Source organism: Pseudomonas sp. NFACC43 (genome assembly GCF_900119645.1).
Classification (GTDB): Bacteria; Pseudomonadota; Gammaproteobacteria; order Pseudomonadales; family Pseudomonadaceae; genus Aquipseudomonas.
The window spans coordinates 198306-221072 of record NZ_FPKK01000002.1 but is presented as its reverse complement, the minus strand read 5'-3'; the positions used below and the strand labels follow the sequence as shown (position 1 = coordinate 221072).

Annotated in this window: 17 protein-coding genes; 6 read left to right on the top strand and 11 right to left on the bottom strand. The window is 62.3% G+C overall.

From position 1 onward, the window contains the following. Positions 1-72 precede the first annotated feature (72 nt). From pstB to BT179_RS04855, 5 genes are all read right to left on the bottom strand, one after another. Positions 73-906, bottom strand: a complete 834-nt coding sequence (gene pstB / locus BT179_RS04875) for a phosphate ABC transporter ATP-binding protein PstB (protein WP_072397244.1) — start codon at positions 904-906, stop codon at positions 73-75. A gap of 138 nt (positions 907-1044) precedes the next feature. After that, positions 1045-2715 carry a phosphate ABC transporter permease PstA gene (gene pstA, locus BT179_RS04870; protein ID WP_072397246.1) on the bottom strand — a complete coding sequence of 557 codons (1671 nt, stop codon included), beginning with the start codon at positions 2713-2715 and terminating at the stop codon, positions 1045-1047. 15 nt (positions 2716-2730) lie between these two features. Further along, positions 2731-4764 (bottom strand): ABC transporter permease subunit, encoded by a 2034-nt coding sequence (locus BT179_RS04865; protein ID WP_172834652.1) that lies wholly within the window; start codon positions 4762-4764, stop codon positions 2731-2733. 468 nt (positions 4765-5232) lie between these two features. Continuing rightward, the gene (locus BT179_RS04860) at positions 5233-6231 is read right to left on the bottom strand and encodes a phosphate ABC transporter substrate-binding protein PstS (protein WP_072397249.1); all 999 of its coding nucleotides are present in this window, start codon (positions 6229-6231) and stop codon (positions 5233-5235) included. Between the two features lie 158 nt (positions 6232-6389). Continuing rightward, positions 6390-7688: an MFS transporter gene (locus BT179_RS04855; protein WP_072431367.1), complete on the bottom strand. Its 1299-nt coding sequence runs from the start codon at positions 7686-7688 to the stop codon at positions 6390-6392. Between the two features lie 470 nt (positions 7689-8158). Here BT179_RS04855 and BT179_RS04850 point away from each other — a divergent pair, with 470 nt between their 5' ends. Next, complete coding sequence (locus BT179_RS04850) at positions 8159-8563, top strand: acyl-CoA thioesterase (RefSeq protein WP_024777863.1); 405 nt, start codon at positions 8159-8161, stop codon at positions 8561-8563. A 57-nt stretch (positions 8564-8620) separates the two neighbouring features. Beyond that, positions 8621-9520 carry a D-hexose-6-phosphate mutarotase gene (locus BT179_RS04845; RefSeq protein ID WP_072431366.1) on the top strand — a complete coding sequence of 300 codons (900 nt, stop codon included), beginning with the start codon at positions 8621-8623 and terminating at the stop codon, positions 9518-9520. A 73-nt stretch (positions 9521-9593) separates the two neighbouring features. Here the strand turns inward: BT179_RS04845 and BT179_RS04840 are convergent, their stop codons facing one another. The 5 genes from BT179_RS04840 to BT179_RS04820 all read right to left on the bottom strand — a co-directional run bounded on the left by BT179_RS04840 (position 9594) and on the right by BT179_RS04820 (position 13404). Then, the gene (locus BT179_RS04840; protein WP_072397263.1) at positions 9594-10130 is read right to left on the bottom strand and encodes a DUF3299 domain-containing protein; all 537 of its coding nucleotides are present in this window, start codon (positions 10128-10130) and stop codon (positions 9594-9596) included. An 87-nt stretch (positions 10131-10217) separates the two neighbouring features. Next, positions 10218-10463 (bottom strand): GlsB/YeaQ/YmgE family stress response membrane protein, encoded by a 246-nt coding sequence (locus BT179_RS04835; protein WP_039593587.1) that lies wholly within the window; start codon positions 10461-10463, stop codon positions 10218-10220. A 100-nt stretch (positions 10464-10563) separates the two neighbouring features. Beyond that, complete coding sequence (locus tag BT179_RS04830; RefSeq protein WP_072397265.1) at positions 10564-11649, bottom strand: 5-(carboxyamino)imidazole ribonucleotide synthase; 1086 nt, start codon at positions 11647-11649, stop codon at positions 10564-10566. Between the two features lie 12 nt (positions 11650-11661). Beyond that, on the bottom strand, positions 11662-12153 hold the full coding sequence (gene purE, locus BT179_RS04825; protein ID WP_003196369.1) for a 5-(carboxyamino)imidazole ribonucleotide mutase: 492 nt from the start codon (positions 12151-12153) through the stop codon (positions 11662-11664). Positions 12154-12486: 333 nt separating this feature from the next. Beyond that, the gene (locus BT179_RS04820; protein ID WP_072397267.1) at positions 12487-13404 is read right to left on the bottom strand and encodes a LysR substrate-binding domain-containing protein; all 918 of its coding nucleotides are present in this window, start codon (positions 13402-13404) and stop codon (positions 12487-12489) included. 204 nt (positions 13405-13608) lie between these two features. On the opposite strand from BT179_RS04820, the gene aspA reads away from it, so the two are divergent. The 3 genes from aspA (at position 13609) to BT179_RS04805 (ending at position 18064) form a co-directional block, all read left to right on the top strand. Next, positions 13609-15033, top strand: a complete 1425-nt coding sequence (gene aspA, locus BT179_RS04815) for an aspartate ammonia-lyase (protein ID WP_072397269.1) — start codon at positions 13609-13611, stop codon at positions 15031-15033. 448 nt (positions 15034-15481) lie between these two features. Next, entirely contained in the window at positions 15482-16927 is a 1446-nt protein-coding gene (locus BT179_RS04810) for an alanine/glycine:cation symporter family protein (protein WP_072397272.1), read from the top strand. Positions 16928-17059: 132 nt separating this feature from the next. After that, positions 17060-18064 (top strand): asparaginase, encoded by a 1005-nt coding sequence (locus tag BT179_RS04805; protein WP_072431365.1) that lies wholly within the window; start codon positions 17060-17062, stop codon positions 18062-18064. 45 nt (positions 18065-18109) lie between these two features. Here the strand turns inward: BT179_RS04805 and BT179_RS04800 are convergent, their stop codons facing one another. Next, on the bottom strand, positions 18110-21535 hold the full coding sequence (locus tag BT179_RS04800; protein WP_143148683.1) for a dermonecrotic toxin domain-containing protein: 3426 nt from the start codon (positions 21533-21535) through the stop codon (positions 18110-18112). A 176-nt stretch (positions 21536-21711) separates the two neighbouring features. Here BT179_RS04800 and BT179_RS04795 point away from each other — a divergent pair, with 176 nt between their 5' ends. Then, entirely contained in the window at positions 21712-22704 is a 993-nt protein-coding gene (locus BT179_RS04795; protein WP_072397277.1) for an AraC family transcriptional regulator, read from the top strand. Positions 22705-22767 lie beyond the last annotated feature (63 nt).

Genomic DNA, 22767 nt, shown 5'->3' with positions numbered 1-22767 from the left:
AAGCTTCAAGCAGTTAAATGTTGATCCGGATCGCATCTGCCGCCTGTGCTCTGCGGCTTGCAACGGCCTCGACTAGCCATAGCGACCGGTGATGTAGTCTTCGGTCTGCTTCTTGGCCGGATTGGTGAACAGCGTATCGGTATCGCCGAATTCCACCAGTTTGCCCATGTACATGAACGCGGTGTAGTCGGAGACCCGAGCCGCCTGTTGCATGTTGTGGGTCACGATGACGATGGTGAACTTGGACTTGAGTTCGTAGATCAGCTCCTCGACCTTCAGGGTCGAGATCGGGTCCAGGGCCGAGCAAGGCTCGTCGAGCAGCAATACTTCCGGCTCCACGGCGATGGTGCGGGCAATCACCAGACGCTGCTGCTGACCACCGGACAGGCCCAGGGCCGAGTCGTGCAGGCGATCCTTGACTTCATCCCACAGGGCCGCGCCCTTGAGCGCCCACTCCACGGCTTCGTCGAGTACGCGCTTCTTGTTGATGCCCTGGATGCGCAGGCCATAGACCACGTTCTCGTAGATGGTCTTGGGGAACGGGTTGGGCTTCTGGAACACCATGCCCACGCGACGGCGCAGCTCGGCCACGTCTTCGCCCTTGCGGTAGATGTTGTTGCCGTAGAGGTTGATCTCACCCTCGACGCGGCAACCGTCCACCAGGTCGTTCATGCGGTTGAAGGTGCGCAGCAGGGTGGACTTGCCGCAACCCGACGGACCGATGAACGCGGTCACGCGCTGTTTCGGGATGTTCAGGCTGACGTCGTACAGCGCCTGCTTCTGGCCGTAGAACAGGTTCAGGCCGGGCACTTCGATGGCGACGGTTTCTTCGGCCAGGTTCAGGCTCTGCTTGTCGCGGCCCAGGGCCGACATGTTGATGCCATGTGTATGTGCTTCGTGTTGCATGGGAGGCTCCCTGTGCTAACAAATTCGGTTCGGTTGTGTGGGAGCGAGCCTGCTCGCGTTTCTGGCACCTCGGCCCGGCGCTGGACCGAGGCGATGCCATCGCGAGCAGGCTCGCTCCCACAGAAAATCAGTGCGTAATCAACTATCCAGTGCCTTGTACTTCTCGCGCAGGTGGTTACGGATCCACACCGCCGACAGGTTCAATATCGCGATCACCAGTACCAGCAGCAGCGCCGTGGCGTAGACCAACGGCCGCGCCGCTTCTACGTTCGGACTCTGGAAGCCCACGTCATAGATATGGAAGCCCAGGTGCATGATCTTCTGGTCCAGGTGCAGGTACGGGTAGTTACCGTCCAGCGGCAGCGAAGGTGCCAGTTTCACCACGCCCACCAGCATCAGCGGCGCCACTTCGCCCGCGGCGCGGGCCACGGCGAGGATCATGCCGGTCATCATCGCCGGGCTCGCCATGGGCAGCACGATCTTCCACAGCGTCTCGGCCTTGGTCGCGCCGAGGGCCAGGGAGCCTTCGCGCACGGTCCGCGGGATACGCGCCAGGCCTTCCTCGGTCGCCACGATCACCACCGGCACCGCCAGCAGCGCCAGGGTCAGGGACGCCCAGAGCAGGCCAGGAGTCCCGAAGGTCGGCGCCGGCAGGGCTTCGGGGAAGAACAGCCGGTCGACCGAACCACCCAGCACGTAGACGAAGAAGCCCAGGCCGAACACGCCGTACACGATGGCCGGGACGCCCGCCAGGTTGTTCACGGCGATACGGATCAGCCGGGTCATGGTGCCTTGGCGCGCATATTCGCGCAGGTATACAGCCGCCAGTACGCCGAACGGCGTCACGATCATCGCCATGATCAGGGTCATCATCACGGTGCCGAAGATCGCCGGGAAAATCCCGCCTTCGGTGTTGGCTTCACGAGGGTCGTCGCTGAGGAACTCCCAGACCTTGCTGAAATAGAACCCCAGCTTGGTGAAGGTACCCATGCCGTTCGGCTGATAGGCGTGCACCACCTTGCCGATGCTGATTTCCACTTCCTTGCCGTTGGCATCCCGGGCGGTCAGGCTGTCGCGGTTGAACTGGGCGTGCAGGTCGGTCAGGCGTGCCTCGATGTCCTTGTAGCGAGCGTTGAGCTCGGCACGCTCGCTGTCCAGGTCGGCCTGGGCCGCGGCGTCAAGCTTGCCGTCCAGCTCCAGCTTGCGACCGTGCAGGCGGATACGCTCCAGTCCGGCGTTGATCGCACCGATCTCGACCTTCTCCAGGGTCTTGAGCTCCGCGGCCAGTTGGTTGACGCGCTCCACCCGGGCCTGCAACTGCGGCCAGGCGGCCTCGCCTTCGGCAACGACCTTGCCCTCCTCCTTGACGTTGACCAGGTAGCCGTAGAAGTTGCCCCACTCGCGGCGCTCGATGGCCATCAGCTCCGGTGGCGTGGTCTGGTTGGTCAGCCAGTCGCCGACGATCCAGGTGAAGTCGGTGCCATTGAGGTCCCGGTTACCCACCTTCACCAGCTCGCGGGTCATGAACTCGGGGCCTTCGTCGGGCACCGGCAGGCCAGCGCTTTTCAGCCGCTCGCGAGGCACTTCTTCTTTCTGCACCACTTCGCCGACCACCAGGTGACTGGGCATGCCCGGCACGTTGTAGCTGGCGTGGATCAGGTCCGCCGGCCAGAAGTGGCCCAGGCCGCGCACGGCAATCACTGCCAGCAGGCCAATGGTCATGATCACCGCGATGGACACCGCGCCACCGCTGATCCAGACGCCGGGGGCGCCGCTCTTGAACCATCCTTTCAGGGAGTGCTGTTTCACAGACTTCTACCTTTCTTAAAGCGACGAATATTTCTTGCGCAGACGCTGACGGATCAGCTCGGCGAGGGTGTTCATGACAAAGGTGAACAGCAGCAACACCAGTGCCGACAGGAACAGTACGCGGTAATGGCTGCCACCGACTTCAGACTCGGGCATCTCCACCGCCACGTTGGCCGCCAGGGTGCGCAGGCCTTCGAACAGGTTCATTTCCATGACCGGCGTATTACCGGTGGCCATCAGCACAATCATGGTCTCGCCCACCGCCCGGCCCATGCCGATCATCAGTGCCGAGAAAATGCCCGGACTGGCGGTGAGGATCACCACGCGGGTCATGGTCTGCCACGGCGTGGCACCCAGGGCCAGGGAGCCCAGGGTCAGGCCGCGAGGTACGCTGAATACGGCGTCTTCGGCGATGGAGTAGATGTTCGGGATCACCGCGAAACCCATCGCCAGGCCCACCACCAGGGCGTTGCGCTGGTCATAGGTGATGCCCAGGTCATGGGAAATCCACATGCGCATGTCGCCGCCGAAGAACCAGGCTTCCATGTACGGGCTCATGTACAGCGACAGCCAGCCCACGAACATGATCACCGGAATCAGCAGCGCGCTCTCCCAGCCGTCCGGCACTTTCAGGCGAATCGACTCGGGCAGGCGGCTGAAGGCGAATCCGGACACCAGGATGCCGATGGGCAACAGCATCAGCAGGCTGAAGATACCTGGCAGATGCCCTTCCACGTACGGCGCCAGGAACAGGCCGGCGAAGAAACCGAGGATCACCGTCGGCATCGCTTCCATCAGCTCGATCACCGGCTTGACCTTGCGGCGCATGCCGGGGGCCATGAAGTAGGCGGTGTAGATCGCGGCGGCGACGGCCAGCGGCGCGGCCAGCAGCATGGCGTAGAACGCGGCCTTGAGCGTACCGAAGGTCAGCGGGGAAAGGCTCAGCTTGGGTTCGAAGTCGGTGTTGGCGGCGGTCGATTGCCAGACGTATTTAGGCTCGTCGTAGTTCTCGTACCAGACCTTGCTCCACAGGGCGCTCCAGGACACTTCCGGGTGCGGGTTGTCCAGGGTCAGGGGCTGCAGCTTGCCGCCCTGCTCCACGATCAGGCGGTTGGCCCGCGGCGACATACCGAACAGACCTTGGCCATCGACCACCTGGTCCACCAGCAGGGTGCGGTGGGCGGTACTGTGGAACACGCCGAGCTTGCCGGCGGCATCGAGGGCGACGAAGCCTTTGCGGCGCTCTTCGGCGCTGATCTCGACGATCGGCGTGGTGCCCATCTGGAAGGTGCGGATCTGCTTCAGGCGTTGCTCGCCGTCCGCATCGCGGGCCATGAACCATTGGGCCAGGCCACCCTTGGAATCACCGAAGATCAGCGAGATACCCCCCACCAGCTGGGCGGCGGCGGTGATCTGGGCTTCGGCGTTTTCCAGCAGCTTGTAGCGGCCGTTGAGGCTCTTGTCCCGCAGGTTGAACACGTCGGCCTGGGCCCGGCCGTTGACCACATACAGCCATTGCTGGCGAGGGTCGACGAAGATGTTCTTCACCGGCTCGGTCATCTGCGGCAGCTCGATGCGCGTCTGCTCGCTGGTGATCTCGCCGGTCATCATGTTTTCTTCGCTGGTGAGCGACAGCACCTGCAACTGGGCACCGCTGGAACCGGCAAGCAACAGGGTCGAATCGGTGGCGTTGAGGCTGACGTGCTCCAGGGGCGCGCCCTGCTCGCTCAAGACGATCGGCGTCTCACCATAAGGATATTCGACGGCAGGCGAGATGGTTTTCTTGCCGTCCGGGTAGGTGACCTTATAGGTATGACGGAACACCAGGGCCTGGCCATTGGACAGGCCGATCACCACGAGCGGGCTGCCGGGCTGGTCTTCGCCAATGGACGTCACGCTGGCGCCGGCCGGGACCGGCAGGTCGACACGGCGCAGTTCGGCGCCGCTGGTCAGGTCGAAGAACAGCGCCTGGCCCTTGTCGGAAACCCGCATGGCCACCTGGTTCTGCTCTTCGATGGAGATCATCAGCGGTTTGCCGGCGTCCTGCATCCAGGCCGGCGTGATGGAGTCCTTGGCCGTCAGGTCCGCACCCTGGAACAGCGGGAGCACGACATAGGCCAGGAAGAAGAAAATCAGGGTAATGGCCGCCAGGACGGCAAGGCCACCCACCAGCACGTACCAGCGGGTCAGGCGATCCTTGAGCGCGCGGACGCGACGCTTGCGTTGAAGCTCAGGCGTATTGAAATCAATGCGCTTGGGAGGGGAAGTCGTAGTCATTGTGGAATTGGCCAGATCATTCATGCGCACACCCTAGCGATCCTGTATGACAGAAAGATGACAATGCAGTGACGCAACAAATCCGCCGCCGAACAAACCGGCAGCGGACAGGAATTTGTGTGTGGGAGCGAGCCCGTTCGCGACAGCATCGGGCCGGTCGACATCGACGTCGAATGCACCGGCCTCTTCGCGAGCAGGCCCGCTTCCACAAAAGCCCGGGCGCCGGCCCGGGCTCAGGGCTTACTTCTTGGCGACGTTGCCGCCTTCCGACAGACCCAGGTCAGCCAGGGCCTTGGCGGCTACCTTGGCTGGCAGTGGGATGTAGCCATCCTTGACCACGACTTCCTGGCCTTGCTTGGACAGGATCAGCTTCACGAACTCGGCTTCCAGGGGAGCCAGAGGCTTGTTCGGAGCCTTGTTGACATACACGTAGAGGAAACGCGACAGCGGGTACTTGCCGTTCAGGGCGTTCTCTTCGGTGTCCTCGACGAACTCAGTGCTGCCTTTCTTGGCCAGGGCCACGGTCTTCACGCTGGCGGTCTTGTAGCCGATGCCCGAGTAGCCCACGCCGTTGAGCGAAGAGCTGATGGACTGCACGACCGAAGCCGAACCTGGTTGCTCGTTGACGTTTGGCTTGTAGTCGCCTTTGCACAGGGCTTCTTCCTTGAAGTAGCCGTAGGTGCCGGATACCGAGTTACGACCGAACAGTTGGACCGGCTTGTTGGCCAGGTCACCGGTCACGCCCAGGTCACCCCAGGTCTTGACGTCGGTCTTGCCGCCGCACAGACGAGTGGAGGAGAAGATCGCGTCGACCTGCTCCATGGTCAGGTGCTGGATCGGGTTGTCCTTGTGCACGAATACGGCCAGGGCGTCCACGGCAACCGGGATAGCGGTTGGCTTGTAGCCGTACTTCTGTTCGAAGGCCTGCAGTTCGTTGTCCTTCATCTTGCGGCTCATCGGGCCCAGGTTGGAGGTGCCTTCGGTGAGTGCGGGCGGCGCGGTGGAGGAACCGGCGGCCTGGATCTGGATGTTTACGTTCGGGTATTCTTTCTTGTAGTTCTCGGCCCACAAGGTCATCAGGTTGGCCAGGGTATCGGAGCCGACGCTGGACAGGTTGCCCGACACACCAGTGGTTTTGGTGTAGCTCGGGATCGCAGGGTCAACAGCGGCAACCGCGTTGGCAGTCGCAACGCCAGCAGCGACAAAAGTCATTGCCGCCATCAAACGCTTCAGTTTCATGCCTTACTCCTAGCAGATAGGGTGTGTTAAGTCGGCCAAGTATCTGTAAGCCGTGTGAACACTCTATGGCTGAAATATGACAATTGGATGAAAGGCCAGCATCGAGTTTTACAAGATGTCGTGGCGAGGGGATTTATCTCCTCGCCACAGAACCGGGTCTAGCGCCCTTTTTTCCAGAGATAGGCCCCTACCACCATCCCGACGCCACACAGTACCGCCACGTAATAGGCCGGCCCCATCGGGCTTTCCTTGAGCAGCAGGCTGACGATCATTGGCGTCAGGCCGCCGAAAATCGCGTAGGCAACGTTGTAGGAGAACGACAGGCCGCTGAAGCGCACCACCGGCGGAAAGGCCTTGACCATGACATAGGGAACCGCGCCGATGGTGCCCACCAGAAGACCGGTGAGGGCATACATCGGGAACAGCCACTGCGGATGCTCGGCCAGGTTGTGGTAGAAGGTCCAGCTACTGGCCAGCAATGCGGCGCAGCCGAACACGAAGACACGTCCCGCACCGAAGCGGTCGGCCAGCACACCGGCCAGGATGCAGCCGATGCTCAGCATCACGATCGCCAGGCTGTTGGACTGCAGGGCGGTGGTCGGCTGGAAGTGATAGACCGTCTGCAGGACCGTCGGGGTCATCAGGATCAGCACCACGATGGCGGCGGACAACAACCAGGTCAGCAGCATGGAAACGATGATGGCGCCTCGATGGTCACGCAGCACTGCGCGCAACGGCACTTCTTCGGCCAACGCCTTGCGCAGCTGCAGCTCCGCGAATACCGGAGTCTCGTGCAGCCACTGGCGCAGGTACACCGAGAAAAGACCGAACACGCCGCCCAGCAGGAACGGAATCCGCCAGGCGAACTCCGCCACTTCCACGGGCGTATAAAGGCTGTTGATGGCGGTGGCCACCAGCGACCCCAGCAGGATCCCCGCCGTCAGGCCGGAAGTGAGGGTGCCGCAGGCATAACCGATGTGGCGCGCCGGAACGTGTTCGGAAACGAATACCCAAGCCCCCGGCACTTCGCCACCGATGGCCGCCCCTTGGATCACCCGCATAAGCAACAGCAGGATCGGCGCCCACATGCCGATCTGCGCATAAGTGGGTAACAGACCCATGATCAGGGTAGGCACCGCCATCATGAAGATGCTCAAGGTGAACATCTTCTTGCGTCCCAGCAGGTCGCCGAAGTGAGCCATGATGATCCCGCCCAGCGGACGGGCCAGGTAACCGGCGGCAAAAATGCCGAACGTCTGCATCAGGCGCAGCCACTCGGGCATTTCGGCGGGAAAGAACAATTTCCCGACCACGGTGGCGAAGAACACGAAAATGATGAAATCGTAGAACTCCAGCGCGCCGCCCAGGGCCGATAGCGACAGGGTCTTGTAATCATTGCGGGTCAGCGGACGGGCGGGTTGCGCGGGTATTGCCGTGCTCGAAGGCGCAGTGGTCATGGGAGGGGCTTCTCTTATAGTCGGTTCCGCAACCCACCGATACGGGTTGGGGCAAGGTTTGGCACGATAGCAAATTGTTCGAAAAAGCACATGGAGACGTGCCCTTGGGCATCGAAAATCGGAGCCGGGTGTCCAGTTGCGCAAACGGGCGCCTTGAGAAGCGGCAATGCAGCATGACGGCGAGGGACGCCATCAAAGAAGAACCTTATTGGGGAATGAGGGCACTAGTGGTCGTCTCGACGTCTATCGCCCGATATACTCGCAAGCTTGCGACACTCTGTAAGGGGTTGCTGTGCGAAAACGTCGTTGGTGGGCGCAATGAAAAACCAGCCGGTTTCGCAGAGTATCCCTTTGGCACGCCTTTACGAAAAACGTGACGAACGCAGCATGTTCGGGCTGAATCGTTTTTTACAAAGACGGCTATTCACCTGAAGTACAAGACAGAGTTACGGGTCAGAGGCCCCTTCGGCATGATAGAGCTCGAGCAAGAAGATCCAATCCCGCAAGGCGACCTGGCCCTGCAGATCACCGCACTTCCCCGTGACACCAACGGCTTTGGCGATATTTTCGGCGGCTGGCTGGTGTCCCAGATGGACCTGGCTGGCACGGCAATGGCCAGCCGGGTAGCCGGCGGGCGCGTGGCGACCGTGGCGATCGATCGCATGGCGTTCCTGGTGCCGGTAGCGGTGGGTGCACAACTGTCGTTCTACACCCAGACCCTGGAAATCGGTCGCAGCTCGATCCAGATGATGGTCGAGGTCTGGAGCGACGATCCGCTGTCCAGTGAATGGCGCAAGGTCACCGAGGCCGTGTTCGTGTTCGTCGCCATCGATGGCAGCGGTCGCACCCGTTCGGTTCCGCCCCGCGCCCGTTAAACACGGCGACCGTTTTGCGGTCCATTGCAGTTCCTGTTCCCGAGCGAGATTTGCAGCATGCCTACGCCCAATGTCGAAGCCGTCAAACTGGATGAACTCAATGGATGGCGCATTCGCCACGGCCAGGCCGAGTTGCTGGTGGCCCAGCAAGGCGCGCATATCCTCAGCTATCAAGTGGACGGCCAGCCGCCGCTGATCTGGCTCAACGACCAGGCCACCTTCAAGACCGGCAAGAGCATCCGCGCCGGTGTACCGGTGTGCTGGCCATGGTTCGGCAACCTCACCCGCAACCCCGACAGCGTACAAGCCATGCGCGTGAGCAACGAGCCAGCCACCGCCCACGGCCTGGTGCGGGCTATGGACTGGACATTGAAGGGCATCGAAGCCGAAGGCGACAGCCTGAAGGTGGAGTTCGTGCTGCCTTATCCTGAGAATGGCCTGTCGGGCTGGCCCCATCAGGTGGACCTGACGCTGGCCATCGTGATGGACACGCAGTTGCACATCAGCCTCACCAGCCATAACCGTGGCAGCGAGACCGTCAGCCTCAGCCAGGCGCTACACAGCTATTTCGCCGTCAGCGATGTCCGCAACGTGCATGTCCAAGGGGTCGATGGCCTGAGTTACATCGAGACCCTGGACGACTGGAACACAGCGACCCAGGCCGGTGACCTGCATTTTTCCGGCGAGACGGATCGCATCTATCTCGATACCCCGCCGACGCTGAGCATCGTGGACCCGCACTGGGCACGACGGATCGAACTGACCAGCAGCGGTTCGCGTTCGGCGGTGATCTGGAACCCCTGGACCGAACGCGCCAAGGCCTTCAGCGACATGTCCGACGATGGCTGGCAGCGCATGCTGTGCATCGAAACGGCGAATGTGATGGACGATGTGGTGACCTTGCTGCCAGAGGCCAGCCATACCCTTGGCGTGAGCATCTGCAGCAAGCCGCTCTAAGCCACGCCACAAAAACCACAGTGGGAGCGAGCCTGCTCGCTCCCGCATGGTTTTGGGTCAGCCGAGCAGTCGGTTACAGATCCGCGTCCTGCACTACCCTCACCTTCTGCGCGTCCAGCGCATACGCCGCGCTCGCCAGGTCGTTGTCGACCTTTTCGATCTTCAGCGTGCCGGTCACCCATAACGGGGTGTAGATGTCATCCAGCTTCAGGCCCTTGGGGTAACGCACCAGTACCAACTGGTTGGGCGGCGGTGGCGGAACGTGGATGCAGGCGCCAGGGTATGGCACCAGGAAAAACAGCGTGCTGTGACCCTTGGCATCGGTTTCCAGGGGTACCGGATAACCGCCGATGCGGATGTGCTTGTCGTTCATCGACGCCACGGTCTTGGTCGAATACATCACCGCCGGCAAGCCCTTGCTCTGTTTCAGGCCGCCTTTCTGAGTGAAGGTGCCATCGGCTTCCGGGGAGTTGTGGTCGATCTCGGGCATGGCCTCGAGGGCTTTCTGGTCCGACTTGGGCATCAGCTCGAGCCAGTCGGTTTCCGGCAGTTCGGCTGCATGGGCCAAGGCACTGCCCAGCAAAAGAAGGGTCAACACTAGACGGCGCATGAAAGGGCTCGGCAAAGAGTGAAAGGTAGGACGCCGGGCATTCTAGCCCTCTCTACGCGCCGTAGAGAGGGCCTTGACGCATTTGATTCAGTTTCTTTTGATCAGGCCGTAGATCACCAGCAATACGACCGCGCCCACCAGGGCACCGATGAAGCCGGCACCTTCGCCCGCCTGGTAGATGCCCAGGGCCTGGCCGCCATAGGTGGCTGCCAACGAACCGCCAATACCGAGCAGAATGGTCATGATCCAGCCCATGCTGTCATCACCCGGTTTCAGGAAGCGCGCCAGCAGGCCAACGATCAAGCCGATAAAGATGGTTCCGATGATTCCCATGGCATTTCCTCTTGAGTAGGACTCATGCCAAAGCCTAGTCAGGCTTTGGCACCTTGCCATGAGAGAATCCTGCCGACGAATGGTTCCAAAATGTTGCGGATCAATGCTCGGCGATCAGCGTCTCGACCTTGATGATCTGCTGGGCCAGCGTGGCCCGATCGGCACACCGCAGGTTGGCGTGGCCGACCTTGCGTCCGGCCTTGAACGCCTTGCCGTAGTGATGCAGATGGCAGTCGGCGATTGCCAGGACTTTCTCGGTGTCCGGCACCTTGCCGATGAAGTTGAGCATCGCGCTTTCGCCGACCTTGGCGGTCGAACCCAGGGGCAGCCCGGCCACCGCCCTGAGGTGGTTTTCGAACTGGCTGCACTCGGCGCCCTCGGTGGTCCAGTGCCCGGAGTTGTGCACCCGAGGGGCGATCTCGTTGGCCTTGAGGCCGCCGTCCACTTCAAAGAACTCGAACGCCATCACGCCGACGTAATCGAGCTGCTTGAGCACCCGGCTGGAGTAGTCCTCGGCCAGTGCCTGCAGCGGGTGGTCGGTGCTGGCGACGGACAGCTTGAGGATGCCGTCCTTGTGGGTGTTGTGCACCAGCGGATAGAAACGGATCTCACCGTCGCGGGCACGCACGGCGATCAGCGAGACTTCCCCGGTAAATGGTACGAAGCCTTCCAGCAGGCAGCCCACGCTGCCCAGCTCGGCGAATGTACCGGCCACGTCTTCGGGCGTGCGCAGGACTTTCTGGCCCTTGCCGTCGTAGCCCAGGGTGCGGGTCTTGAGCACGGCCGGCAGGCCGATGGACGCGACGGCGGCGTCCAGGTCGGCCTGGGACTGAATGTCGGCGAAGGCCGGGGTGGGAATGCCCAGGTCCTTGAACATGTTCTTTTCGAACCAGCGGTCTCGCGCGATGCGCAAGGCCTCGGCGCTCGGGTAGACCGGAACGAACTGGGACAGGAAGGCAACGGTCTCGGCCGGGACGCTTTCGAATTCGAAGGTCACCAGATCGACTTCATCGGCCAGTTGGCGAAGGTGGTCCTGGTCGCCGTAGTCAGCCCGCAGATGCTCGCCCAGGGCACTGGCACAAGCGTCCGGGGCCGGGTCCAGGAAAGCGAAGTTCATCCCCAGCGGCGTACCCGCCAGGGCCAACATGCGGCCCAACTGGCCGCCACCGATTACACCGATCTTCATTCGTCAACCACCTCAGGCAATGCGTGGGTCCGGATTGTCCAGGACGCTGTCTGTCTGTTCAGCGCGGAATTTCTTCAATACGGTATGAAATTGTGGGTGCTTGGCGCCCAGGATGCTCGCCGAGAGCAGGGCCGCGTTGATCGCGCCAGCCTTGCCGATGGCCAGGGTCGCGACCGGAATGCCGGCCGGCATCTGCACGATGGACAGCAGCGAATCGACTCCCGAGAGCATCGACGACTGTACCGGCACGCCCAGCACCGGCAGGTGCGTCTTGGCCGCACACATGCCCGGCAGGTGGGCCGCGCCACCGGCACCGGCGATGATCACCTCGATGCCACGCGCCTCGGCCTCTTCGGCGTACTGGAACAGCAGATCCGGGGTGCGGTGGGCGGAAACCACTTTCACCTCATAGGGGATGCCGAGCTTTTCCAGCATATCGGCGGTGTGGCTAAGGGTGGACCAATCGGACTTGGAGCCCATGATCACGCCAACCAGTGCACTCATCGTCGTGCCTCTTCTCTCTGGGCGCCCGCGGGCGCGTCAAAAAACAACAAGCCACGCGGGAAACCAGCGTGGCTTGTTGTACGAATTATGGCCGGGCGAACCGACCGAAGGCCGGGCAGTATACCGAAAACGGTGCGTTAAACGCATCTTCGCCGACCATCTGTCATTTGGGCTGAAGCGGCGGCTTTATTGACTCGCAGGTCAGCGAGGGAACAGCCCGCATCCCTGTGGGAGCGAGCTTGATCGCGATAGCGGTGTGTCAGTCGCCATCAATGCTGCAGAGCCAACGCCATTGCGAGCAAGCTCGCTCCCACAAGGGGTTGCGTGTTGTTTTCAGGATCCGATGGCACCCTGGGCCACGCCCCCCTCGAGCTTGCGCCAGAGCAGTCGTACATTGGCCTTGCGCACCAGGGCGCAGCGATACAGGCGGATCTCCAGCGGTACATGCCATTGGGTACCGCCGCAGATCACCAGTTCACCTCGAGCCAGCTCGGCGCGCACGCTCAGTTGCGGCACCCAGGCGATGCCCAGGCCTTCCAGGGCCATGCTCTTGAGGCTGTCGGCCATGGCCGTTTCGTAGACCGTGGTGAAACGCAGCGCCCGCTGGCGCAGCAACTGGTTCACCGAGCGTCCGAGGAACGCCCCGGCGCTGTAGGCCAGCAACGGCACGCTGGCCTCGCCTTCGAGATCGAACAGCGGCCTGCCATCGGCATCGGCGGCGCATACCGGCAGCATTTCGGTCTGGCCCAGGTGCAGTGACGGGAAGATCTCCGGATCCATCTGCATGGCCGAATCCGGGTCATAGAAGGCCAGCATCAAATCGCAGCCGCCTTCGCGCAGGGCATGGACGGCATCGCCCACGTTGGTGGCCACCAGCCGGGTGGCGATGTTCATGCCTTCATTGCGCAGTTGGGCGATCCAGCGTGGGAAAAAGCCCAGGGCCAGGGAATGCGCGGCCGCCACCTGTATCACCTCGCCCTGTCCACCCTCCAGGTGATGCAGGTGACGCAGCACCTCGCCCAGTTGCTCCACCACGGTGCGTGCCGTCACCAGGAACAACTGCCCCGCCGCCGTCAGTTCCACCGGCGTGCGGGAGCGGTTGACCAGCGTCAGCCCCAGCGCCGCCTCAAGGCTGCGGATGCGTCGGCTGAAAGCCGGTTGCGTCACGAAGCGGCGCTCGGCCGCCTGGGAGAAACTGCGAGTGGCGGCCAGGGCACTGAAGTCCTCGAGCCATTTGCTTTCAAGATTCATCACGTTCTCCCTGCACATGCCCAACGCATGCACGACACACGCACCAAAACAGGTCACACGTTCGCCGTTCGCCCGGCGTCACATGTGCATTATGCCGAATATGCATAGGGCAGTGTTTAACAGCATTGGCCCTTATTTTCCTGAAGGCCTAGGATCCACAGCGTTCCGGCACAGTCCGGGTCCTTATCGAGATGATTTTCCATCATGTCTTCCGCTGCATCATTCCGCACAGAAAAAGATCTGCTTGGCGTACTCGAAGTACCAGCGCAAGCGTATTACGGCATCCAGACCCTGCGAGCGGTGAACAACTTCCGCCTCTCGGGCGTTCCGATCTCGCATTACCCCAAGCTGGTGGTCGGTCTGGCAATGGTCAAGCAGGCCGCCGCCGATGCCAACCGCGAGCTGGGCCAGCTCAGCGAAGCCAAGCATGCAGCCATCAGCGAAGCCTGTGCCCGTCTGATCCGCGGCGATTTCCACGAAGAATTCGTGGTGGACATGATCCAGGGCGGCGCCGGCACGTCGACCAACATGAATGCCAACGAAGTCATCGCCAACATCGCGCTGGAGGCCATGGGTCACCAGAAAGGCGAGTACCAATACCTGCACCCCAACAACGACGTGAACATGGCGCAGTCCACCAACGACGCCTACCCGACCGCGATCCGCCTGGGTCTGCTGCTGGGCCACGATGCGTTGCTGGCCAGCCTCGAAAGCCTGATCCAGGCATTCGCCGCCAAGGGCGAAGAGTTCAGCCACGTCCTGAAAATGGGCCGCACCCAGCTGCAAGACGCCGTGCCGATGACCCTCGGCCAGGAATTCCGCGCCTTCGCCACGACCCTGGGCGAAGACTTGGCGCGTCTGAAAACCCTGGCGCCCGAACTGCTCACCGAAGTGAACCTGGGTGGCACCGCCATCGGCACCGGCATCAACGCCGACCCGCGCTACCAGGCCCTGGCCGTGCAGCGCCTGGCCACTATCAGCGGCCAGCCGCTGGTGCCCGCCGCCGACCTGATCGAAGCCACGTCCGACATGGGGGCCTTCGTGCTGTTCTCCGGCATGCTCAAGCGCACCGCGGTCAAGCTGTCGAAAATCTGCAACGACCTGCGCCTGCTGTCCAGCGGCCCGCGCACCGGCATCAACGAAATCAACCTGCCGGCCCGTCAGCCAGGCAGTTCGATCATGCCCGGCAAGGTCAACCCGGTGATCCCGGAAGCGGTCAACCAGGTGGCATTCCAGATCATCGGCAACGACCTGGCCCTGACCATGGCGGCCGAAGGCGGCCAGCTGCAACTGAACGTGATGGAGCCGCTGATCGCCTTCAAGATCTTCGACTCGATCCGCCTGCTGCAACGGGCCATGGACATGCTGCGCGAACACTGCATCGTCGGCATCACCGCCAACGAAGCGCGCTGCCGTGAACTGGTCGAGCACTCGATCGGCCTGGTCACCGCGCTGAACCCGTACATCGGCTATGAAAACGCCACTCGCATTGCCCGCGTCGCGCTGGAAAGCGGACGCGGCGTGCTGGAACTGGTGCGCGAAGAAGGTCTGCTCGACGACGCCATGCTCGACGACATCCTGCGCCCGGAAAACATGATCGCTCCGCGTCTGGTCCCGCTCAAGGCGTGACAGATGCGAGCATTGCTCACCAGGTCGAGGGACTAGACACCTCTCACCTTTTGAGGGCTTGGGGAATTTTTTCCCCAAGCCCTTTTTTTGCCATCGCCAGGGAGGGCTTATGCCGAAATTGACAACATCGGGACAGATCTCAGCCTTCGACAGCTCCTTTGATGGGCTGTCGAAGGCTGCGATTCGTACCGATTGCGGCACGACGTTTCGTCGCTTGCACCACAACCGTGCAGACGGGCACGGCACTGATAGGTATAGTGCCGCCCCTCTTCGCATGAGTGGTCGTCGGTAGCGAGACCTTAAACATGCGAAACCCGAACTAATAACAACCCGCGAATTGGACCGGGACGAAACCTCGCCTCACCTGTCAAGCCGTGCGCCGACGGATGTAACGTGATGTTTCCAAATGGCCAGCATTTGCTTAAACAAAAAACAGCGAGGAATACTCATGCTTGAAGTCATCAACGACTTCCTCTCAGGGAAAGTGCTGATCGTGCTCATCGTCGGGCTCGGCGGCTACTTCACGATCCGCTCGCGTTTCGTCCAGTTCCGTCATTTCTTCCACATGTTCTCGGTGTTCCGTGACAGCCTCAAGAGCAGCACCGACCAGCTCAGTTCCTTCCAGGCCCTGATGCTCAGCCTCGCCGGTCGTGTCGGCGCGGGCAACATCGCCGGTGTCGGCATCGCCGTGACTCTCGGCGGCCCCGGCGCGGTGTTCTGGATGTGGGTGACCGCGCTGGTCGGCATGTCCAGCAGCTTCTTCGAATGCTCCCTCGGCCAGCTCTACAAGCGCTGCGACTCCGAAGGCCAGTACCGTGGCGGCCCGTCCTACTATATCCAGCACGGCCTGCAGAAACGCTGGCTGGGCATGATCATGGCGTTCCTGCTGCTGGTCACCTTCGGCTTTGCCTTCAACGGCCTGCAAGCCCACGCCGTGACCCACTCGCTGAACAACGCCTTCGGTCTCGACACCACCTACACCGGCCTGGGCTTGGCGGTGCTGCTGGGCCTGGTGTTCATCGGCGGGATCAAGCGTATCGCCAAGGTCGCCGACCTGCTGGTGCCTGTGAAGACCCTGGCCTACATCGCCGTGACCATCTACGTGATCGTGCTGCAGTTCGACCATGTACCGGCCATGCTCGTGACCATCGTCAAAAGCGCCTTCGGCCTGGACCAGGCTTTCGGCGGCCTGATCGGCAGCGCCATCGTCATGGGCGTCAAGCGTGGCGTCTTCGCCAACGAAGCGGGCCTGGGCAGTGCGCCTAACGTGGCCGCTGTCGCCTCGGTCGAGCACCCGGTCGCCCAGGGCGTGGTCCAGGCGTTCAGTGTTTTCCTGGACACCTTCGTGATCTGCACCTGCACCGCGCTGCTGATCCTGCTGTCGGGCTTCTACACCCCTGGCTTCGAAGGCGACGGCATTGCCCTGACCCAGAACTCCCTGGCTGCCGTCGTGGGCGACTGGGGCCGGATGTTCATTTCCGTGGCCCTGGCGCTGTTCGTCTTCACCTCGATTCTCTACAACTACTATCTGGGCGAGAACAACCTGCGCTTCATGGTGGGTGAAAACCGCAAGGCCTTGATCGGCTACCGCGCGCTGGTCCTGGTGCTGATCTTCTGGGGTGCCATCGAAAACCTCAGCACCGTGTTTGCCTTCGCCGACATCACCATGACCCTGCTGGCGTTCGTGAACCTGATCGCGCTGTTCCTGCTGTTCAAGGTCGGCATGCGCATCCTGCGCGACTACGACGACCAGCGCTCTTGCGGCATCAAGGTACCGGTCTTCGACTCCGCCAGGTTCCCGGACCTGGATCTGGACCGCAAGGCCTGGCCAGCCAACCCGTCTTCGGCTCCCCAGCCTGAAGCAGTGACCGGCGCGACCGCAGCGCAACGCTGATCGGCAGGCTTGTTGCAAAAAACCGGGCGCATCCCCTGCGCCCGGCGTGACACAGCGTAAGGTCGGCGTCATGCTCGACCTTATGTTGGGGCAGCTCGACGAAGCTGCCGCTTTCGTCCTCGGAGAACAACCATGAATTGCTCGACCTACCCTGCCGCCCAGCACGTCATGGTGCTCTATACCGGCGGCACCATCGGCATGCAGGCCAGCGCCCAGGGCCTGGCCCCGGCTTCCGGCTTCGAAGCGCGCATGCGCGATTACCTGCACAGCCAACCCGAACTCGTGATCCCGCAGTGGCGCTTCCGGGAGATGTCGCCTCTGATCGACAGCGCCAACATGACCCCGGCCTACTGGCAGCAACTGCGCGAAGCGGTGGTCGATGCCGTGGATGTACAGGGTTGCGACAGCGTGCTGATCCTGCACGGCACCGATACCCTGGCCTACAGCGCGGCGGCGATGAGTTTCCAACTGCTGGGCCTGCATGCCCGGGTATGTTTCACCGGTTCCATGCTGCCCGCCGGCGTGACCGACAGCGACGCCTGGGAGAACCTCAGCGGCGCGCTGGTCGCCCTCGGCCAGGGCCTGGCCCCGGGCGTGCACCTGTACTTCCACGGGGAGCTGCTGGCACCGACCCGGTGCGCGAAAGTGCGCAGTTTCGGTCGCCATCCGTTCAAGCGCCTGGAGCGCCAGGGCGGCGCAGCGAAAGCCACGTTCCTGCCGGCCGAGCTGAATTACCGGCAGCCAAGACAACTGGCCAATATCGCGGCATTGCCTCTGTTTCCCGGCATCAGCGCCGAGATCCTCGATGGCCTGCTCGGCAGTGGTATCCAGGGTTTGGTATTGGAGTGCTACGGTAGCGGCACCGGGCCAAGCGACAACCCGGCCTTCCTCGCCAGCCTGGAGCGGGCACGGGACAGCGGCGTGGTAGTGGTGGCGGTGACTCAATGCCATGAAGGCGGCGTGGAACTGGACGTGTACGAAGCCGGCAGCCGCTTGCGAGGCGTTGGGGTGCTGTCCGGTGGCGGCATGACCCGCGAGGCGGCGTTCGGCAAGCTGCAAGCGTTGATAGGCGCCGGGCTGGCCGTGGAGGATGTCCGCCGGCTGGTTGAGCTGGACCTATGCGGCGAGCTGAGCTGAGCCCTGCAAACCGCTGAGGCGCGAGTCTCCTCGCGCCTCACACCGCTACACCGAGAGGAACAACGCCTTGGCGGCGGCGCTGCCAATGTCGGCACGCCAGATCCGCTCAACCGCCTGGCCGGCCTTCTGCTGGGCTTTCTGGAACTCAAGCCCCCGCCCGCCCTGCTCGAATGTCTTCAGGTGAGCCTTGGTAAAGGCATCCGCCGCTGCATCCTGTTTCAGATAATGGAAGTGAGCGAACCACAGCACGCGGTTGTTGCGCCTCTCGCGAATCTCGTAGACCTGCAGGAAGTCGTTACCTTTATTGTCTGAAATATCCACCCGGCCACCGGCCTTGCGGATGCTGATCTCCTGTTCCTGTAGCAAGTACTCCACCGCGCCAACGTTGGGCAGCTTCGCCTTGGTCATCATGATGCGGGTGGTTCGCCCCAACTCCCGCAGACGCCTGGCACCGGCCCTCAGCTCCTCGATCAACATTCGCGGAGCCTGGTCACCCAGCGCTTGCGTCAACTGCTCGATCTCCTCGGCACAGCGGTCGAACCCGGTTGCTTTGCCTACGATGAGATCCTCTACGTCGATAGGCGGACGCTCACTTCTGGACAACCAACCGACGTCAGACATTTGTTGATCAAGTGTGCCCAGCAGATCGCGCCCTTTCTTCTCCAGGCTCTTGAGTTTCTTTGCGGCACGGATACTCAGCCCACCCGCACCACCGAGCAATCGCGGGCGGAGTCCCAGGCGCCAGCGACCCTGCCCGTCATGTTCAAGCCAGGGACCGGTCCGCGCCGGATGGGCGGCGTCGATGATCACCACCCCCTCAAGCCGGCGTGACACTCGATACCATTTGCCTTCGACCTGGGCAAACCACAGGCTGCCCCGTTGATAGAGCCCCTGGTATTCACCCGAAACCACCAGGCCTTGCGACGTAGAAGGAGATGCCAGTTGGAAAGTATCGAGGCGGGCCAGCTCAGGGGCGGAAAAATGGGTACGAGGGCTCGACCAGCCATAGACCAGCCGCGCTTTCGCCCCGTAAGGGCTAGCGGACGCAGCTAACGCCGGCTCTTTGATGATCGCATTGCCAGGCAAGGCAACCGGAGCCTCATGCTCGATCCTCGCCCGCGACTCCAGTCGGCTGATCGCTCCCAGGCGCGCCCCTCCCTGTACCAGCACCAACGCCAGGCCCATCAACGCCGCGGCCAAGGCTTCCGCGCTGTCTTGCACCCCCTCGCTGTCAATGAACTCATCAAGCTGCTCCGTGAGCTGGGCCAGCAAACCGATCATCATTACCGGACCATCCAGCAGCGGCAGCAACAGGTTGAACGCTACCCAGCCAAACTGCATGAACCTGTCCCAGCGCGTCTGCGAGTCGGACACCGAAGCCCGTTTGGCCTGTTCGATCAAGGCCCGGGCACAGGCTTTGTACAACGCACCGACGATATCGCCTTGTAACGGCTCGCGGCCGAGCAATGCAGGTTCCGGAGACCGGGGAGCGGTGGCATCCGAAAGCAGCACCCGGCCGATGTGCGGCTCCTGGAAACCACCGTTGGCATAGACCCGACGGGCAGAAGGTTCAAGCCCGGCAAGTACGCTGTCCTGTAACGCTCCGGCCTGCTTGATGGCATCGAAAAGAGCGGCTCGCGAGGCAAATTCCATCAGGGGCGTTGACGAAGCAGGCCTGTAAAGCACATGAGGGCCCAGGCTGGCATCCTCGGGGCCGATCACAAACATGTCGGCGACCACATTGGGCGTTGCCTGGGCATCGGTCAGGAAAGCCAGGGGCCTGATGACCGGTTCATACCCGGCAGCGAAACCGGCCGACAGGGTCGGCCGCAACACCGCCACGACAAAGCGATAAGCCATATCGGTAAGGTTCTTTTTGATCTTCAGTTCCAATGCCTGCAATGGCAGCAGGATGGCGAGGCGATCAGCGAAATGTTGCTGCCTGCGGGCCACATCCAGGGGATCGTTCAGTAACTTGCGCTGCAGCAGTTCGGGATAGTGCTGGCCGATGTCGGCTCGCGAGGTCAGGTCCCGCAGATATTCATAGGTCATCCAGGCGGGTGGTTCGCCCCCTCGGTAAGTGATCTTCGATGGGCTCCAGGGAAAAGCTTCGAGATTTCGGATCGCCATCTCGGGGAAAGTCCGGGTTTGAGTTGCACTGCGAGGGGGCGGAAACGGCGGATCGATGATCTCGAACGGGGAATTGCTCGACCGGGATAACGTCACTTCAATTTCGTTCACCGAGATATCCGTGCGCGAAGGGTCATCCTCCAGCATCTTTTCCTTCAAGGCCTGGTCAGCGAACTCAAGGATGTTCGAAATACCCGCCATGAATGACACGGACCTTCGATGCTGCGCCGCCAGCGATGACAACAAACGACCGTAGGCGCCGCGATCCGCCAACGGTGCATTCCTCAGCCAGGATGGAAGCACCTGCTGCAGTTTCGACAGCCTGGACTCATGCCCCGAGCGAAAGGCCCCCAGCAGCGTGCCGGGACCGGAAACCAGCGCCACTTCGCGTTCAAGACTGGCCGTGTCGGGATAAGCCGAGGGTTGGATCCTGGCGAGCAGTTGCAACTGACGCTCCAGGAGACAGAGGGTCAAGGCGTCGAAGATGTCCTGCTCGGGGGTGTAGTTTCTCAGCTTCGAATCGTCCGCCCGGCGCGCACCGAACCAGGATGCTTCCATTGCCGCCACCGAGCCGAACACCTCGATCCCGCCAGTCAATGTGTAGAGCAAAGCGATTTCTCGCTCACCCAGACGGCGCGACATGGCCAGCACCAGCACATCCCTCGGATGAGGAACGTTGCTGTCGCCCTCGTAGACAAACGTGACGCAGGCTCGGGTGGTGCCCTGCCCCAGGGCTCGTTGTCGCCGAGCCGGCTCCGGGTAGTCGAGGACGGCCTGGACGGTGGCGAGTTCCTCGCCTACGAGCGCCGAAGCGGCCTGTTGCAACTGCGCCTTGAACAGATCGGACAGTTGTCGCCAGACACTGGGAGCGTCCGTGCTCCAGAAATCCACCAGGTGCTGTTGATAGCCCTCAAGCAGCGTGGAGGCCCCTTCTTCGAGCATTTGCTGGAGTTCATCCAAGGGGACCTTTTCGCCCTGGGGCGTCTCTGCGCCAGGGAATTTCGCAAGAAAGCTGCCCTGGCTGAACGTCCTTGCCCCCACGCCCCTGCAGCGCTCGAGCAACAGGTCGGCCAATCCATGGGTGTTGTACCCGACCTTGTGCGGTTGCCCGCCGTCCATGCGCCATTGAGGTTCAAGGATCACGGCGGTTGCGGCGGCTGGCGCCAACGTTGGGTAACGTTCATCGAGGAGCGCTTGCAGCGTCGTCCGTGCGACGTCCGTCAGCGACGGGCGTGACGCGAACAGCAGGTGCACGTTCAGGGCCCATGAGGTGATCTCATCATCGGTTCGCAGGGGGCGTGGCGAGCTTGTCATCGAAGGAGTGGGGCTTGAAGTCGACATGGCTTTTTTCCATTGGCAGGCAATGAGTGGAAGTCTTCAGCGCGCCTAAAGAAGCGAACCGCGACCGTTACCTGCGAGCGTAAGCAGCCCGTTGGGGCGTTGTGCGGTATCGGGTTATCGTTTTTCCCGGCATACAACTTGCTCGATATCCAGCCTCCCCAAGGCTGGAAACGAACATGCTTCATTCCCACCTCACTACTCTCAACGCCGTCTCCCTGGTGCTTGATGCCTTCAAGCACGAAGGCCTGCCGAGTGAAGCGTTGCTGGCCGGCAGCGGCATCAGTGCGGCCGACCTGAACCGGGCCGACACGCGCATCACCACCAACCAGGAAATGCAGGTCTGCGCCAACGCCGTGGCCCTCAAGCGCGACATCGGCCTGGACCTGGGCTTGCGCATGCATGTTTCGTCCTACGGCATGCTCGGCTATGCCTTGCTCACCAGTGCCACCTTAGGTGACGCCTTGCGGTTGGCACTGCGCTATCCGGCTCTTTTGGGAACACTGTTCGACCTGGCCCTGGAGGACGATGGCGAGCACATCTGGCTCAGCGCCAGCGATTACCGGGAGAATCCCGCCCTGGCGGCATTCAATGCCGAATTCTGCATGGTCTCGCTGAAGGTCATCTGCAATGACCTGCTTGGCCGCGCATTGCCGCTGCATGCAGCGCGCTTCGAACATCCTGCACCGGAGTACCGGGCACGCTACGTGGCCTACTTCGACTGCCCGGTGCGTTTCGACGCCACCGTCAACGCCTTTGCCTTCGACCGTCATTGGTTGGACCGCCCCCTGCCCCTGGCCGACCCCATCACCCACAACGCCATGGTCGAACGCTGCCGCAAGCAGAACACCGAATTCACCGGACGCCAGGCCTGGCTGGGGCGGATCCGCCAGTTGCTCGCCGTCCAGCTGGACGCCGCCCCAGGCCTGGAACGCCTGGCCGAACAGATGAACTGCTCGGCACGCACCCTGCGCCGGCACCTCAAGGACTGCGGCTGCAGCTACCAGGAACTGCTGGACGACCTGCGCTTCGAACGGGCCAAGCAGATGCTTTGCGAGGATCGCTTGCCCATCTACCGTATCGCCGAACGACTGGGCTTCAGCGAAACAGCCAGCTTCCGTCACGCCTTCGTGCGCTGGAGCGGCGTGGCGCCGAGTCAGTTCAGGCCCTGATCCCCCTACATCGCTTTCATGTACAACATCCCCCTGTGGCGAGGGGACTTATCCCCGTTGGGT

Excerpts from the sequence above, each read along its gene's own strand:
- pstB (WP_072397244.1), bottom strand. The coding sequence starts at position 906 with ATGCAACACGAAGCACATACACATGGCATCAACATGTCGGCCCTGGGC.
- BT179_RS04865 (WP_172834652.1), bottom strand. The coding sequence starts at position 4,764 with ATGCAGGACGCCGGCAAACCGCTGATGATCTCCATCGAAGAGCAGAAC.
- BT179_RS04860 (WP_072397249.1), bottom strand. The coding sequence starts at position 6,231 with ATGAAACTGAAGCGTTTGATGGCGGCAATGACTTTTGTCGCTGCTGGC.
- BT179_RS04855 (WP_072431367.1), bottom strand. The coding sequence starts at position 7,688 with ATGACCACTGCGCCTTCGAGCACGGCAATACCCGCGCAACCCGCCCGT.
- BT179_RS04850 (WP_024777863.1), top strand. The coding sequence starts at position 8,159 with ATGATAGAGCTCGAGCAAGAAGATCCAATCCCGCAAGGCGACCTGGCC.
- BT179_RS04845 (WP_072431366.1), top strand. The coding sequence starts at position 8,621 with ATGCCTACGCCCAATGTCGAAGCCGTCAAACTGGATGAACTCAATGGA.
- BT179_RS04840 (WP_072397263.1), bottom strand. The coding sequence starts at position 10,130 with ATGCGCCGTCTAGTGTTGACCCTTCTTTTGCTGGGCAGTGCCTTGGCC.
- BT179_RS04835 (WP_039593587.1), bottom strand. The coding sequence starts at position 10,463 with ATGGGAATCATCGGAACCATCTTTATCGGCTTGATCGTTGGCCTGCTG.
- BT179_RS04830 (WP_072397265.1), bottom strand. The coding sequence starts at position 11,649 with ATGAAGATCGGTGTAATCGGTGGCGGCCAGTTGGGCCGCATGTTGGCC.
- purE (WP_003196369.1), bottom strand. The coding sequence starts at position 12,153 with ATGAGTGCACTGGTTGGCGTGATCATGGGCTCCAAGTCCGATTGGTCC.
- BT179_RS04820 (WP_072397267.1), bottom strand. The coding sequence starts at position 13,404 with ATGAATCTTGAAAGCAAATGGCTCGAGGACTTCAGTGCCCTGGCCGCC.
- aspA (WP_072397269.1), top strand. The coding sequence starts at position 13,609 with ATGTCTTCCGCTGCATCATTCCGCACAGAAAAAGATCTGCTTGGCGTA.
- BT179_RS04810 (WP_072397272.1), top strand. The coding sequence starts at position 15,482 with ATGCTTGAAGTCATCAACGACTTCCTCTCAGGGAAAGTGCTGATCGTG.
- BT179_RS04805 (WP_072431365.1), top strand. The coding sequence starts at position 17,060 with ATGAATTGCTCGACCTACCCTGCCGCCCAGCACGTCATGGTGCTCTAT.
- BT179_RS04800 (WP_143148683.1), bottom strand. The coding sequence starts at position 21,535 with ATGTCGACTTCAAGCCCCACTCCTTCGATGACAAGCTCGCCACGCCCC.
- BT179_RS04795 (WP_072397277.1), top strand. The coding sequence starts at position 21,712 with ATGCTTCATTCCCACCTCACTACTCTCAACGCCGTCTCCCTGGTGCTT.